Origin of the sequence: Hymenobacter sp. APR13 (assembly GCF_000737515.1) — a bacterium.
Classification (GTDB): domain Bacteria; phylum Bacteroidota; class Bacteroidia; order Cytophagales; family Hymenobacteraceae; genus Hymenobacter.
Map to the genome: position 1 here is coordinate 2,524,003 of NZ_CP006587.1, position 12,535 is coordinate 2,536,537.

The window sequence follows — 12,535 nt, forward strand, 5'->3', positions numbered from 1 at the left end:
GTTTATCCTTTTAGTGCATCCAACTTGTCATATATGCGTAATCTTTCTGAGTACAACTTCTCAGCAGTGTCAGAGAAATTATTATCTTCCATTCCTTCTTCTTCTGCTTTCATAGCTTCTTCATCCATTACACTGCCTAATGGGGTCATTCTCATTAAATAAGACCCAACTCTTTCATGATTTATGTTATCCTCTAGTAGAATATTGCTTAATTTATTAAACATATAATTACTATGTGTTGTCATGACTATTTTTATTTTTTCGCCTATAATTTTAGTGAAAAAGTCCATAATCATCACTTGAACTTCTGGATGTAAATGAGCCTCAGGTTCTTCTATGAAGAGCAAGCTATAAGCTCCAGGATTTTCTCTTTCGTACAAATTAAGTACCCTTGAAGGTCTTGATGTTTTTTTCTTTATTATATATTTTAAATATGCTACTATGGGAGCTATTTCCGAAATCATAGATGACGTTACGGATAGCTCAAGTTCAGTATTCATATTTTTAGGGGCAAAAAAATATTCTTCTTGAATCTTGATTGAACTTAACTTGCCCCCTAAGTATGTCTTGCTCAATTTGAGTAGCTATTTTAGAAACTTGCTTCATCTGTTTTTTAGCAGAAGTGATATTAGATAAATTTAAAAAATAATCAGACACAGGCTCAGATATATTAGGAAGCTCTATTGAGTTAGTTAAAAAATTTCTACTCTTCGATAACTCAGCAATTACAGCACTAAATGTGCTTAATGCTTGATACAATCCGGATCTTGACGCAGGAAGAAAGTAAACGTTATCTATAACCGCCGAAACTTCATTTCTAAAGCTCATAAACAAATTCATTATAACATATCTAAGAATCATTTCAATATAATTATTTCTATTTTCTTTATTAAACGACTTTACATAAAGTGTGGTTTTCTGATCATTTCTCAAAGGCGCTCTATTTGTTTTTGCCTTTTTAATAAATATTTTATTATTAAGTTTTAATTCAGTAATAACTAAATGTTTGTCTTTTACACCTATTAGTATATCAAAATCTTTGTAGAACATAGTAATCGATAGCCCTTTATTTGAATATTTGTTACTTAGATCATCGATAGAAGAGAATGAATTATTAAAAGATCTTTCTAGATTTTGTGTTATTGAATCAGATACCATATGCCTAAATGCAGTTTCAATAACATTGGTAATTTCAACCTCTGAATTTTGACTATCTCTCAATTTAAACATAGAATCTACAAGTATCTTATCAATATCTTTATCGATAATAATGTCTGAATTGTTAGGTTTTTCCCTGTAGAATCTTCTAAAATAAAGTATGTCAAAAGAAGATCTTGTAAATGAGTCGCCTATCATATGTTTTAACATTATATAAACACAAGTTATGGCATATGATTTACCGATGTTGTTTTTGCCAAACACAACAGTTAAATCTTTTGCCAAATCAAATTTAAAATTTTTAATAGGACCAAAGTTTTCGAGTTCTATTTTCATTATGCTTTTACTTTTTTGTGAATTATGCTGGCAATATCATCAATATATCTGTACCACGAACGTTTGCGGTAAGATATGTATTGACTTGAAGCTAAAGTTGTAAGTTTTTCTGAATAACGCGCGACATAAGCTTGTCATTTGTGCTGATCGCAACAAAACCCTGATTGCCTGTCTCAGGAATCAATCTGTGCATCTCGAATTAATCGGTAGGTTTTGCCTCGCAACGCCACTATCCGGTAGGAAATGTTTTCGTCCAGCAGCAGCTTCATCCGGCAATGCGCAAGTGCCGCTCCCGGTCGGCGGCGTAGAGCAGGCAGGCCTGAATCTGCGCCTGGGTCAGTTTCGGAAAGTCCTCCAGAATCTCCGGTATCGTCTGGCCGCTGCCCAGCCAGCCCAACACATCCGCCACGCTGATGCGCGTGCCCGCAATGCACGGCCGCCCGAAGCGTACTTCGGGGTTGATAGAAATCTGTGCGTAGTAGTCCATAAGTCCGGGGCTTTCTCAAATGTGCGGAATATTGAGAAAATAGTTCTCAATACTTGCTTCAAGTACGCTGCCCCGCCACACCCACTCCCACCGCTGCTCCAGCCTCTGCGGCGGCGGGCTGAGGGCGTTGCGCCCCCGTTACCAACGCATGCCACCCGGTTAGCACGGCTTGTCAGCCCGCCACTGGGCGGTGCCGCGGGGGCGGCGGCCCTTGTCACGGGGGCAGCGGGCGGCGCCACCGGGTCAGGGGGCGTTGTCACGGGGGCCGAGGGCCTTGCCACCCGGTCAGGGCCCGTTGTCACGCGGGCAGCGGGCGTTGCCACCGGGGCAACGGGCGTTGTCAGGGCGGCAGCGGGCGTTGCCACTCCGGCAGAAAAAAGTTGCCGCCCGGCGTTGCGGATGCTCCCGGCCACCGCGTATCTTCCGCAGGTACTTAACCCTTATGCTCTTATGACCGATAAGCAACGCGCCCGCCTCACCATGATGCAGGCCACCCTCGCCGTCCTCGACCAGTATGCCGAGGTCTATGCCGCCAACAAAGCCTTGGGCACGGCCCGCGCCGAGCTGGCCGCCCTGGTCCAGGACCTGGACCCCACCGCCGACACCCAGCAAAGCGCCGCCGCCCCCCGCAGCGCCGGAGCCGTGAAGAAGGCCACCAAGGAGCACCTGGCCCAGCGCGCCGCCGAAGTAGCCGCCGCCCTGCTCGCCCACGCCGACGAGCAGCAGGACATCCGCCTCCACACCGACGCCGACTACACCGAGCGCCAGCTCCGCCGCGCCCCCGACAACGACCTGGCCCGCATCAGTAAAAACATCCACGACCAAGCCACCGCCCACTTCGCCGCCCTCCAGAACCAGGGCGTCACGCAGCAGGAGCTCACCGAGCTGGCCGCCGCCCTCACCTTCTTCCAGGCCGGCCAGTCGGCCCCCCGCCTCGCCTCCGCCGACGGCAAAGCCCACACCCAGGCCCTCGCCGCCGACCTGCGCGCCGCCGTGGCCCTGCTCCGCAACCGCCTCGATAAGTACCTCGTGCGCTACCAGCGCCCCGAGCCCCGCTTCTACACCGCCTACCAGTCGGCCCGCCAAACCATCAATACCGCCCAACGCACCGAGCAGCCAGCCAAAGCTATCAGCTAGCGCGACAAGCTAAAAAGCTAGTTCCCCTCCTTGGAAAGGAGGGGCTAGGGGTGTTGATGGCTGTATGAACGATTACTAGAATCTAGTTCTAAACACCGTTCAATGATTGTCAACCACCCCTAGCCCCCTCCTTTCCAAGGAGGGGAACTAGCTTCTAACCCCAATCTGACGTGCGCCCTTCTCCAGGCAAACCCGCAACGTCCGCTCCTGCCCAGGGGCGGCCGTTGCGGGTTTATTGCCGGTGTAGAGACGCGTATTCGCGTCTCGTCGTCCGCGCCGCTTGGGCAGCACGGCCCCACACCGGTCGTTCAACGACAAGACGCGAATACGCGTCTCTACAGTAGTGCCGCCCGGGCAAGTACGGCCCCGGGCCGTTCAACGACGAGACGCGAATACGCGTCTCTACCCCAGGTACCACGCCGCCGAGGCGGCCACCGTCACGGCCTCGCCGGGCGTTAGGGTGGGGGCGGCGGTTTTTACCGTCAGGTGGCCGCCTTTGAGGGTTACGTCCACTTCGGAGTAGCTGCCCATGAAGCGCACGGCCCGCACGGTACCGGCCAGGCCCGGGCCCTCCGGATGGAGCTGCAGGGCCTCGGGCCGCACCAGCAGCGGCTTGCGGCGGGGTTTCAGGCCGGCCTGCTGCGCCAACGCCGTGGCCAGCGCCCCGGTCAGCAGGTTGTAGTCGCCGAACAGGCCGGCGGTGTACTCGTTGGCGGGCTGCTGGTATACCTGCCGGGGCGCGCCCTGCTGCACCAGCCGGCCCGCCTGCAGCACCAGCAGCTCCTCGGCCCAGGCCAGCGTGTCGGTGGGGTCGTGCGAGACGAGGATGCAGGTTAGGTCCAGCTCGGCCCCGATGTCCTCCAGCACAGCCTTGAGCTGCTGCTTGTGGGCGCGGTCGAGGTTGGAGAAGGGCTCGTCGAGCAGCAGCAGGCGCGGGGCGCCCAGCAGCAGCCGGGCCAGCGCCACGCGCTGCCGCTCGCCACCCGACAGTTGGTCGGTGCGGCGCGCCAGCAGGTGCCCGATGCGGCAGAGCTCGTACAGGGCCTCGGCTTCGGCGGCCGGCCGCTGGCTGGCGTAGCGCAGCACCTGCTCCACCCGCAGCGAGTGCGGCAGCTCGGAGTGCTGCGACAGATATGCCACGCCCGGGTGCCCCGGAATCAGCACGTCGTGGGGCCCATGCACGCGGCGCCCATCGAACGTAACGGTACCGGCCGTGGGCTGCACCAGTCCGGCAATCACCTGCAGCAAAGTGCTTTTGCCGGCCCCGGTTTCGCCCGCAATGGCCAGCCGCCGCCCCTCCGGCAGTTCAAAGCTGATGTCCTGCAGCGCCGTGTGGCTGCTTTCCTGCACCGAAATCCCCGCAACCTGCAATAAGCTCATAAGTACCCGCCCGCTTGTAAGCAGGCAACCTCCGCCCGCCCTGCAAAGCTACGCCGTTCAGCCTCGGCGCAGGGTGAGTGGCAGCTAAAGCTAAAAGCTAGTTCCCCTCCTTGGAAAGGAGGGGTTAGGGGTGGTTGACAATCGTTGAACGGTGTTTAGAACTAGATTCTAGTAATCGTTCTATCGGCCATCAACCACCCCTAACCCACACTCGCTCGATGCGCGACATTTTCCAAGGAGGGGAACTAGCTTTTAGCTTTAGTATCCGCAAACCGGCCCGGCCCAAACGCAACAGAGCCGCGACAGGTCGCGGCTCTGGCTTAAGATTCGGAAGCAAGCTGTTTACAGCTTCTCCACCGGAAACTTGTCGAGGATGTCCTTGGCCGATTTAGAGAATTCCTCGCCGATGCGGCCGGGGTTGCCCACGGCGTCGGCCACTGAGCCGCGCCACACCAGGTTGTTGCTGCGCGCATCCACGAAGTCCAGAATCATGGTGCCTTCGGTGAAGGTTTCGGTGCGGGTGCCGGCGTTGTAGTACGGCGACGAGTAGAAGTAGCCGTAGTTGATGGGCAGGAAGCGGCCCCGGTACGCAAAGGAGTAGGGGTAGGCGAAGCCGGCCGGCTGCGGGTTGGTTACGGTGCGCTCGGCCTCCTCAATGTAGAGGTGGTAGGTCAGGTAGAAATCGGGTTTGGTGCGGCCCGTGGCCTGCCGGATGCCGCGCTTGGCCAGCTCCGAATTGATGGCGCTCTGAATCTGCTGGTCGTTGAGGCTGCTCTTGTAAATCGGGTTGGCCGAGCTGGCCGATTTCACCTCCGTAGTGGCCCAGTCGTAGGTTTTGTACTGCGAGAAGTCGGTGCCGGGGCGCTGCTGCACGGCCACAGAGGGCGAGCAAGCGCCTACCAGCACGGTAAGCAGAAAGAGGAAGATATTGGCAGTGATTTTCATGACGAAGAGAGGCTAGTGAACGATAAAAGACACGTTGGCTATACCCGCTCTGCTGCCCGGATGTTGCGCTTGAGCTTGGCCCCCTAGCTCGGCCACACGCTGACTTGGGCTGATTACCACCGCAGGTTCAGGCGGACGGCAAGCAGGGTGCCGGGCCGGAGTGAGCGGCTAGGCGCTGGCAGGCAGTTTCCATGCGAGCTACTTTCTGCTCGTCGGTGGGGGCGGCGGCCACCCACGCCACCCAGGCCTGCCGAGCGGTGGCGGGCAGCTGTGCGTAGCAGGCCAGCGCCCCCGGCACTTCCGCTAGGCATTCCGTGAAATCCTCTTCTGATACCATGAGCGGCGCCTCTTCGTCGGCGCACAGCAGCTGCAGGCGCACCACGTCGCCGGCTTCCTTGCCGATTTGCTTGCGGATGGCGGCGCGTACCGGCAGAAACAGTTGGCCCCCACCCAGCGGCATCAGCGTGGCGTTTTCGAGTGCGAAGTCGTCAATCTGCCCGCTTACCCGCAGCTGGTTGAACCACGACCTGGGAGCCGCCACCGTGGCCGGCAGCGGCGCATACGTCCAGCCGCCCTTGCCGGGAAACCGTTCCAGCGTCACGTCGCCGATGAAAAGTTCGATAGGCATTGGGTAGGCGGCCCGTTCGCCGGGCCGGCGCAAAAAGTACAGGATAGAAGCAGCCTTTGGTACGTGCCGCCCGACTACTGGATACATAGTTACCACGCGGCTTCCTCTTTCTTGTATGTCTATGCTGAATTCGATGCGCTGGCTGGCCGTGGCCGCCGGCCTGCTGCTGGCCGCTCCCGGCCACAGTGTGGCCCAGTCGGCAACCGTGCCGCCCCTCAACCCCGCCCAGTGGACGCAAGAGCTGCGCGCCTTCGCCCGCCAGGACAGCCTCACGCCGCCACCGCGCAAGCCCATTCTGTTTTACGGAAGCTCGTCCATCCGCAAGTGGGAAACGCTGCGCCAGGATTTCCCGGGCCGCCCGGTGCTCAACCGCGGCTTCGGCGGCTCCCGCTTCCCCGATGCCCTCTACTTCTTCGAGAAGCTGGTGGTAGCCTACCAGCCCCGGCAGGTGGTGCTCTACGAAGGCGACAACGATATTGGGGCCGGCGCGTCGGCGCAGGAGGTGTTTCAGTCGTTTCTGGCGTTTGAGCAGCTGATGCAGCAGAAGCTGCCCAAGGTGCCGCTGGTGTTTCTGGCCATCAAACCCAGCCCCTCGCGCTGGGCGCTCTATCCCAAAGTGCAGGAAGCCAACCGCCTCATCCGCGAGTACGTGGCCGCCCACCCGAAATACCTGCGCTACGTGGATACCGCCACGCCGCTGCTGGGCCCCAACGGCAAGCCGCAGCCGCAGTTTTACGTGTCGGACAGCCTGCACATGACACCTGCCGGTTACCGGGAGTGGACGCGGGTAGTAGGGAAGGGGCTGAAGAAGTAGGGCTTGCTAAAAAGCAACAGCAACTGCTTCAGTCTCTTTGCCGGACAGCAGTTTCAGCGCATGCAGAGTATTTGCCACGCAGTCGGGCGCGCTGTAGTTAGTATAGATGAATAGGGGGCGCCCGTACAGGGTGGTTTCCTTATAACCAATGCCGGCGGCGGGTTTCTCCCAACCGAACAGAAACTTCTTCTTACCGGCTTTGTCGGGATAGGGTATAGTAACAGCTGGCTGGTGTTGAAGAACGTAAAGGCTGGTTTTTATCAGAATATCCTTCCAAGTCTTAATGGCCAACACTGAGCCATCAGGCAGCCGGAGCTGTCTGGGTTTCTGCTCAGGTAAGGCAGGAAGCGTGGTAAGGTGAGTCAGGCCTATAAAGGCTGTTTGGTCAGTTGCTTCTTTCTGAGGCTTTGGCTGCTCCGGGATGTGGGCAATACTTGGAGAAGCAAAAGCGGCTTTCGGTGCGGAAGAAATAGGTATGTTGATGCCATGTCCGCTATGGGCGGCATCCAGCCATGTCAGCAATAGCAGCGCACAGGTGGCTAAAGTGTCTTTTTTGATGTCGAAGCCAGCTGTAAGAGGGGTATCACCGGGTTTGAAATCATCATAGAAGTGCCACTTCATTCCATCTGTCAAAACTATTTTCGTGATGCCAAATCCGAAGGCATAGCCTAGTACCTGTTGTACTACTGACTTATGTTGCAAATCGGAGTTCAAGCATTTTGCCTCGATAAGACAGGAAATCTTGCCCTCGCTGTTATGTAAAGCATAATCCGCACGCCAAGATGAGTTGATAGTTTTCTCAGGCTCTACCATGAGCACATTTGCTGTATCCCAGCCAAGCACCCGCAGTATAGGGTCAATCAGAACGGTGCGAGTAGCTGCCTCATTCTTGCGGAGTAGTGGCGCGTTGAGTTCCGCACTGGTGCGAACGGCTTGTAAAACGGTATAGAGAGACGCTAACGGACTGGTGATGGACATCGGAAGGAAATAACAGGACGTAGCACAATGTTAAGAAATTGTGGGTGCCTGCGGGCGGTTGTTGCACCGCTAGTTCGGCCCGGCCGTATTCCCCCGTACCTTCGCCTGACCTAAACCGCGCCCAGGGAAACCAAACCCCGGGCCCCGGCTGTTTACCCGTTCTATGGCTGACAATTCCGCTCTGCAAGTAGCCGCCCCCGCGGCCGACCCCATTGACCAGCTCGACCCGCGCGAGTTTATCCTCATCAAAAACGCTCGCGTCCACAACCTCAAGAACCTGAGCGTGGCGCTGCCGCGCAACAAGTTCATTGTGGTAACGGGCCTGTCGGGCTCGGGCAAGTCCTCGCTGGCGTTTGATACGCTGTACGCCGAGGGCCAGCGCATGTACGTGGAGAGCCTCAGCAGCTACGCCCGCCAGTTTCTGGGCCGCATGGACAAGCCCGACGTGGACTACATCCGGGGCATCTCGCCGGCCATTGCCATCGAGCAGAAGGTCAGCATCAAGAACAACCGCTCCACCGTGGGCACCAGCACCGAAATCTACGACTACCTTAAGCTGCTGTTTGCGCGGGTGGGCCGCACGTTCTCGCCCGTGAGCGGCGAGCAGGTGAAGAAGGACAACGTGGCCGACGTGGTGGACTACCTCATGCACCTGCCCGCCGATACCCGCGTGATGCTGCTGGCCCCCCTGCAGCCCGCCCAGGACGGCCGCCCGATGAGCAAGGAGCTGGATTTGCTGCTCCAGAAAGGCTACAGCCGGGTAGTAGTGAACGGCGAAACCGCCTTCATCGAAGAACTCATTGCCGAAGGCCAGCCCGAAGTAACGGGCGAAGTCTTCATCATGATTGACCGCGCCGTCATCATCCCCGGCGACGAAGATCTGACCTTCCGCCTCGCCGACTCGGTGCAAACCGCCTTCTTCGAGGGCCACGGCAGCATCGTTGTTCGTAGTTCGTTTCTCGTTTCTCGTGAGGACGAAGCCAGCGGAGACGAACAACAAACAACGAAAAACGAACAACGAACCTTCTCCGACCGGTTTGAACTGGACGGGGTGGTGTTTGAGGAACCGAGCGTCAACTTCTTCTCATTCAACAACCCCTACGGCGCCTGCCAGACCTGCGAAGGGTTCGGCTCGGTGCTGGGCATTGATGAGGACCTGGTAATTCCGGACAAGAGCCTGACGGTGTACGAGGGCGCCATTGCCCCTTGGCGCACCGACAAGCAGAGCGAGTGGCTGAAGCCCCTGCTGAAAAACGGCATCCGCTTCGATTTCCCCATTCACCGGCCCTACAACGAGCTGAGCGAAGCCGAGCGCACGTTGCTCTGGAAAGGCAACAAGTACTTCGACGGCCTCGATACCTACTTCAAGTGGGTGAGTGAGCAGACCCACAAAATCCAGTACCGGGTGCTGCAGAGCCGTTACCGGGGCCGCACCACCTGCCCCGACTGCCGGGGCACCCGCCTGCGCAAAGACGCCCAGTACGTGAAAATTCAGGGCCAGAGCATCACCGACCTGGTGCTGCTGCCGGTGAGCCGGGCGCTGGAGTTTTTCCAGACCCTCGACCTGCCCGAGCACGAAGCCAAAGTAGCCGAGCGCCTCGTGACGGAAGTAACCAACCGCCTGGAGTACCTGAACCGCGTGGGTTTGGGCTACCTGACGCTCAACCGCCTCAGCAGCACGCTCTCGGGCGGGGAGAGCCAGCGGATTTCGTTGGCTACCTCGCTGGGTTCGGCGCTGGTGGGCTCGATGTATATTCTCGATGAGCCCAGCATCGGCTTGCACCCCAAGGACGCCGAGCAGCTGATTGGCGTGCTGCGCTCCTTGCAGCAGCTCGGCAACACCGTGATTGTGGTGGAGCACGAGGACAAGATGATGGAGCAGGCCGACCAGATTATCGACATCGGGCCGGAGGCTGGCTCGGGTGGCGGTATCCTGCAGTTCCAGGGAACGTATGCCGAGGTGCTGACCTCGGACACCTATACCGGCCAGTACCTGAGCGGCCGCATGGCGGTGGAAGTGCCCAAAACTCGCCGCCCCTGGCGCAACGCGCTGGAGCTAACCGGCGCCCGCGAAAACAACCTCAAAAACGTGTCGGTGAAGTTTCCGCTGAACGTGATGACGGTGGTAACGGGCGTATCGGGCTCCGGCAAATCCACCCTGATTCGGCGGATTCTGGCCCCGGCCCTGCTCAAGCAGCTGGGTGGCGGCGCGGGCGAAGCTACCGGCAAGTTCGACCGCCTCACCGGCGTGAACGGCCAGGTAACCCACGTGGAGTTTGTGGACCAGAACCCCATCGGCAAGAGCAGCCGCTCGAACCCCGTCACCTACGTGAAGGCCTACGACGCCATCCGCACCCTGTTTGCCGACCAGCCGCTGGCCAAAGCCCGCGGCTTCAAACCCTCGCACTTCTCGTTCAACATCGACGGGGGCCGTTGCGAGGTGTGCCAGGGCGAAGGCCAGGTGAAGATTGAAATGCAGTTCATGGCCGACATCTACCTGACCTGCGAAGCCTGCGAGGGCCGCAAGTTCAAGCAGGACGTGCTGGACGTGAAGTTCCAGGACAAGGCCATCAACGACGTGCTCGACATGACCATCGAGGACAGCATCACCTTCTTTAAGGACCAGCCCAAAATCGTGGAGCGTCTCAAGCCGCTCGATGACGTGGGCCTAGGCTACATCCGCCTGGGGCAGTCGGCCAACACGCTGTCGGGCGGGGAGGCCCAGCGCGTGAAGCTGGCTTCGTTCCTGACTAAGGGCAACACCCTGCAGAACGATAAAATCCTGTTCATTTTCGACGAGCCCAGCACCGGCCTGCACTTCCACGACATCAACAAGCTGATGACGGCCCTGAACGCGCTGGTGGAGCAGGGCAACTCGGTGCTCATCATCGAGCACAACATGGACATCATCAAGTGCGCCGACTGGGTAATTGACCTGGGCCCCGAGGGCGGTATCAACGGCGGCCACCTGCTCTTCGAAGGCACGCCCGAGGAAATGGTGAAGCAAAAAGACACCAACCACACCGCCCGCTTCCTGGCCGAGAAGCTATAAAAAGCCGGCTGAACGGTGTAGAGACGCAATATTTTGCGTCTCGTCGTTGCTGATGTTGTTACGTTAATCGTTTGACGGTACCGTTCAACGACGAGACGCAAAATATTGCGTCTCTACACCGTTCAGCTTCAACTGCCCCCAACCAGCTTTGCGCCGGTTGGGGGCGGTGCTTTTTCCAGCCATAGCTGCTTGATAAATGCGCCAAATCAGGTAACTTATATAGGGATAAACGGATGCGTAGCGGGCTATGATGATTATGGAAAATCCGATGCTGCGGGTGCAGCATGATGCCGCTACCGGGTTGCTGCGCGTGGCGTGGCGGGCCGGCCAGCAGGTGCAGGGCTTCCGGCCAGCGCTGGAGTGGCTGATGGCGTTCAGCCGCCGCAAGCACGTCACCAACTGGCTGGTGGACATGCTGGGCGTACCGCCGCTGGGCTACCCCGAGCAGAACTGGATTGCGCAGGAGTGGTTTGCGGCCATGGCCACCACGCCCGTGCAGCACTTGGCCCTGGTGCTCCCGACGGATATGCACAACTACCTGGTGGCTACTGCCCCGGTGCACGAGCCGGCCCTGAAGCCGCCGTTTGCGCTGCATTTTTTCCTGGATGCCGAGTCGGCGTTCAATTGGCTGCTGGGCGAGGCGCCGCACCGGCAGCAGCTGTGGCAGGAGTGGCAGCAGCCCCCGGCCCGCTTTTCGGCCAGCGTGCTGCGCGTGCTCTAACCGGCTCTGAGCGTGGCGCGCAAGCCGGCGTCAACATTGCGGTAGCGTGGCCGTAGACGGAAGCCTGCTTTCTTTGCTCGTATGTCTGCTCCCTCACACTCCGCCGCTGCCGGCCGCCATTGGCGCTGGCTGGCCGCCGCCGCCATCTTCGGCAACATCTTCCTCAACTATTACTCCAACGCCTTCCCGTTCAACGGGCAGAACATGGGCGAGGTGTCGGCCAAGTACCCGACGCTGCTCACGCCGGCCGGCTACGCGTTCAGCATCTGGGGCCTGATTTTCCTGGCCCTGACGGTGTACGCCGTGTGGCAGCTGCTGCCGGCCCAGCGCCAGCTCACCCTGCCCGACGCCGTGGCCAAGCCGCTCACGCTGGCCAGTGTGGCCACGGCCGGCTGGGTGGTGCTGTTTGCTTTCGAGCACATTCTGCCCAGCGTAGCCACCATGCTCGTGATTCTGGCTGCGCTGATTGTGATGTATGGCCGGGCCCGGCGGCGGGTGCTGGGGCACAGCGCGCCGCGCTGGGCCAGCGTGCCGTTTGCCCTGTATCTGGGCTGGATTTCGGTGGCCGCCACCATCAACATCACCATCGGGCTGCGGCAGCTGGGCTGGCAGACCGCCGAGAATCTCACGGTGCTCCTGACGCTGCTGCTGCTGGCCGTGGTGGTGGGCCTGGGGCTGCTATTGAGCCGCGAGTTCCGCGACGAGGCCCCGGCGCTGGTGGGGGCGTGGGCGTTGCTGGCCATCTGGGTGGCGCGCCGCCCCGAGTACCCCGAGCTGGCCTGGGCCGCGCTGGCGGGTGCCGTGGTGGTGGCAGCGGGCAGCTTCGTGCTGGCCTCGCGCCGCCGGCGCCGGGCGCTGGGCGTCTGAATTGTCCGTAATTTGGCCCTTCAACAACTTCC

The 12,535-nt window shown here is 58.3% G+C and carries 12 protein-coding genes; 5 read left to right on the forward strand and 7 right to left on the reverse strand.

The features are described from left to right. Positions 1-2 precede the first annotated feature (2 nt). The 3 genes from N008_RS22365 to N008_RS10500 form a co-directional block, all read right to left on the reverse strand. Positions 3-500 (reverse strand): AAA family ATPase, encoded by a 498-nt coding sequence (locus N008_RS22365; RefSeq protein WP_071884520.1) that lies wholly within the window; start codon positions 498-500, stop codon positions 3-5. Between the two features lie 4 nt (positions 501-504). Continuing rightward, positions 505-1,494 (reverse strand): AAA family ATPase, encoded by a 990-nt coding sequence (locus tag N008_RS22370; RefSeq protein WP_071884521.1) that lies wholly within the window; start codon positions 1,492-1,494, stop codon positions 505-507. A 265-nt stretch (positions 1,495-1,759) separates the two neighbouring features. Then, on the reverse strand, positions 1,760-1,981 hold the full coding sequence (locus tag N008_RS10500; RefSeq protein ID WP_044015827.1) for a DUF433 domain-containing protein: 222 nt from the start codon (positions 1,979-1,981) through the stop codon (positions 1,760-1,762). A 450-nt stretch (positions 1,982-2,431) separates the two neighbouring features. On the opposite strand from N008_RS10500, the gene N008_RS24045 reads away from it, so the two are divergent. Further along, positions 2,432-3,118 carry a hypothetical protein gene (locus N008_RS24045; protein ID WP_044015829.1) on the forward strand — a complete coding sequence of 229 codons (687 nt, stop codon included), beginning with the start codon at positions 2,432-2,434 and terminating at the stop codon, positions 3,116-3,118. 402 nt (positions 3,119-3,520) lie between these two features. On the opposite strand, the gene N008_RS10510 is transcribed toward N008_RS24045, so the two are convergent. The 3 genes from N008_RS10510 to N008_RS23560 form a co-directional block, all read right to left on the reverse strand. Continuing rightward, positions 3,521-4,498 carry an ABC transporter ATP-binding protein gene (locus tag N008_RS10510; protein WP_044015832.1) on the reverse strand — a complete coding sequence of 326 codons (978 nt, stop codon included), beginning with the start codon at positions 4,496-4,498 and terminating at the stop codon, positions 3,521-3,523. A 342-nt stretch (positions 4,499-4,840) separates the two neighbouring features. Then, positions 4,841-5,443, reverse strand: a complete 603-nt coding sequence (locus N008_RS10515) for a DUF4136 domain-containing protein (RefSeq protein WP_044015834.1) — start codon at positions 5,441-5,443, stop codon at positions 4,841-4,843. A gap of 127 nt (positions 5,444-5,570) precedes the next feature. Continuing rightward, positions 5,571-6,071, reverse strand: a complete 501-nt coding sequence (locus N008_RS23560) for a DUF1905 domain-containing protein (RefSeq protein WP_044018610.1) — start codon at positions 6,069-6,071, stop codon at positions 5,571-5,573. 115 nt (positions 6,072-6,186) lie between these two features. On the opposite strand from N008_RS23560, the gene N008_RS10525 reads away from it, so the two are divergent. Beyond that, the gene (locus N008_RS10525; RefSeq protein ID WP_197062835.1) at positions 6,187-6,885 is read left to right on the forward strand and encodes an SGNH/GDSL hydrolase family protein; all 699 of its coding nucleotides are present in this window, start codon (positions 6,187-6,189) and stop codon (positions 6,883-6,885) included. A gap of 6 nt (positions 6,886-6,891) precedes the next feature. Here N008_RS10525 and N008_RS10530 read toward each other — a convergent pair whose 3' ends face one another. Next, complete coding sequence (locus N008_RS10530) at positions 6,892-7,863, reverse strand: hypothetical protein (RefSeq protein ID WP_044015839.1); 972 nt, start codon at positions 7,861-7,863, stop codon at positions 6,892-6,894. A gap of 163 nt (positions 7,864-8,026) precedes the next feature. Here N008_RS10530 and uvrA point away from each other — a divergent pair, with 163 nt between their 5' ends. From uvrA to N008_RS10545, 3 genes are all read left to right on the forward strand, one after another. Further along, positions 8,027-10,915 (forward strand): excinuclease ABC subunit UvrA, encoded by a 2,889-nt coding sequence (gene uvrA, locus N008_RS10535; protein ID WP_044015841.1) that lies wholly within the window; start codon positions 8,027-8,029, stop codon positions 10,913-10,915. A 247-nt stretch (positions 10,916-11,162) separates the two neighbouring features. Further along, entirely contained in the window at positions 11,163-11,636 is a 474-nt protein-coding gene (locus N008_RS10540; protein ID WP_044015843.1) for a hypothetical protein, read from the forward strand. 81 nt (positions 11,637-11,717) lie between these two features. Then, entirely contained in the window at positions 11,718-12,503 is a 786-nt protein-coding gene (locus N008_RS10545) for a tryptophan-rich sensory protein (RefSeq protein WP_052381428.1), read from the forward strand. Positions 12,504-12,535 lie beyond the last annotated feature (32 nt).

Coding starts and splice junctions, on each gene's coding strand:
- N008_RS22365 (WP_071884520.1), bottom strand. CDS start 500: ATGAATACTGAACTTGAGCTATCCGTAACGTCATCTATGATTTCGGAA.
- N008_RS22370 (WP_071884521.1), bottom strand. CDS start 1,494: ATGAAAATAGAACTCGAAAACTTTGGTCCTATTAAAAATTTTAAATTT.
- N008_RS10500 (WP_044015827.1), bottom strand. CDS start 1,981: ATGGACTACTACGCACAGATTTCTATCAACCCCGAAGTACGCTTCGGG.
- N008_RS24045 (WP_044015829.1), top strand. CDS start 2,432: ATGACCGATAAGCAACGCGCCCGCCTCACCATGATGCAGGCCACCCTC.
- N008_RS10510 (WP_044015832.1), bottom strand. CDS start 4,498: ATGAGCTTATTGCAGGTTGCGGGGATTTCGGTGCAGGAAAGCAGCCAC.
- N008_RS10515 (WP_044015834.1), bottom strand. CDS start 5,443: ATGAAAATCACTGCCAATATCTTCCTCTTTCTGCTTACCGTGCTGGTA.
- N008_RS23560 (WP_044018610.1), bottom strand. CDS start 6,071: ATGCCTATCGAACTTTTCATCGGCGACGTGACGCTGGAACGGTTTCCC.
- N008_RS10525 (WP_197062835.1), top strand. CDS start 6,187: ATGTCTATGCTGAATTCGATGCGCTGGCTGGCCGTGGCCGCCGGCCTG.
- N008_RS10530 (WP_044015839.1), bottom strand. CDS start 7,863: ATGTCCATCACCAGTCCGTTAGCGTCTCTCTATACCGTTTTACAAGCC.
- uvrA (WP_044015841.1), top strand. CDS start 8,027: ATGGCTGACAATTCCGCTCTGCAAGTAGCCGCCCCCGCGGCCGACCCC.
- N008_RS10540 (WP_044015843.1), top strand. CDS start 11,163: ATGATGATTATGGAAAATCCGATGCTGCGGGTGCAGCATGATGCCGCT.
- N008_RS10545 (WP_052381428.1), top strand. CDS start 11,718: ATGTCTGCTCCCTCACACTCCGCCGCTGCCGGCCGCCATTGGCGCTGG.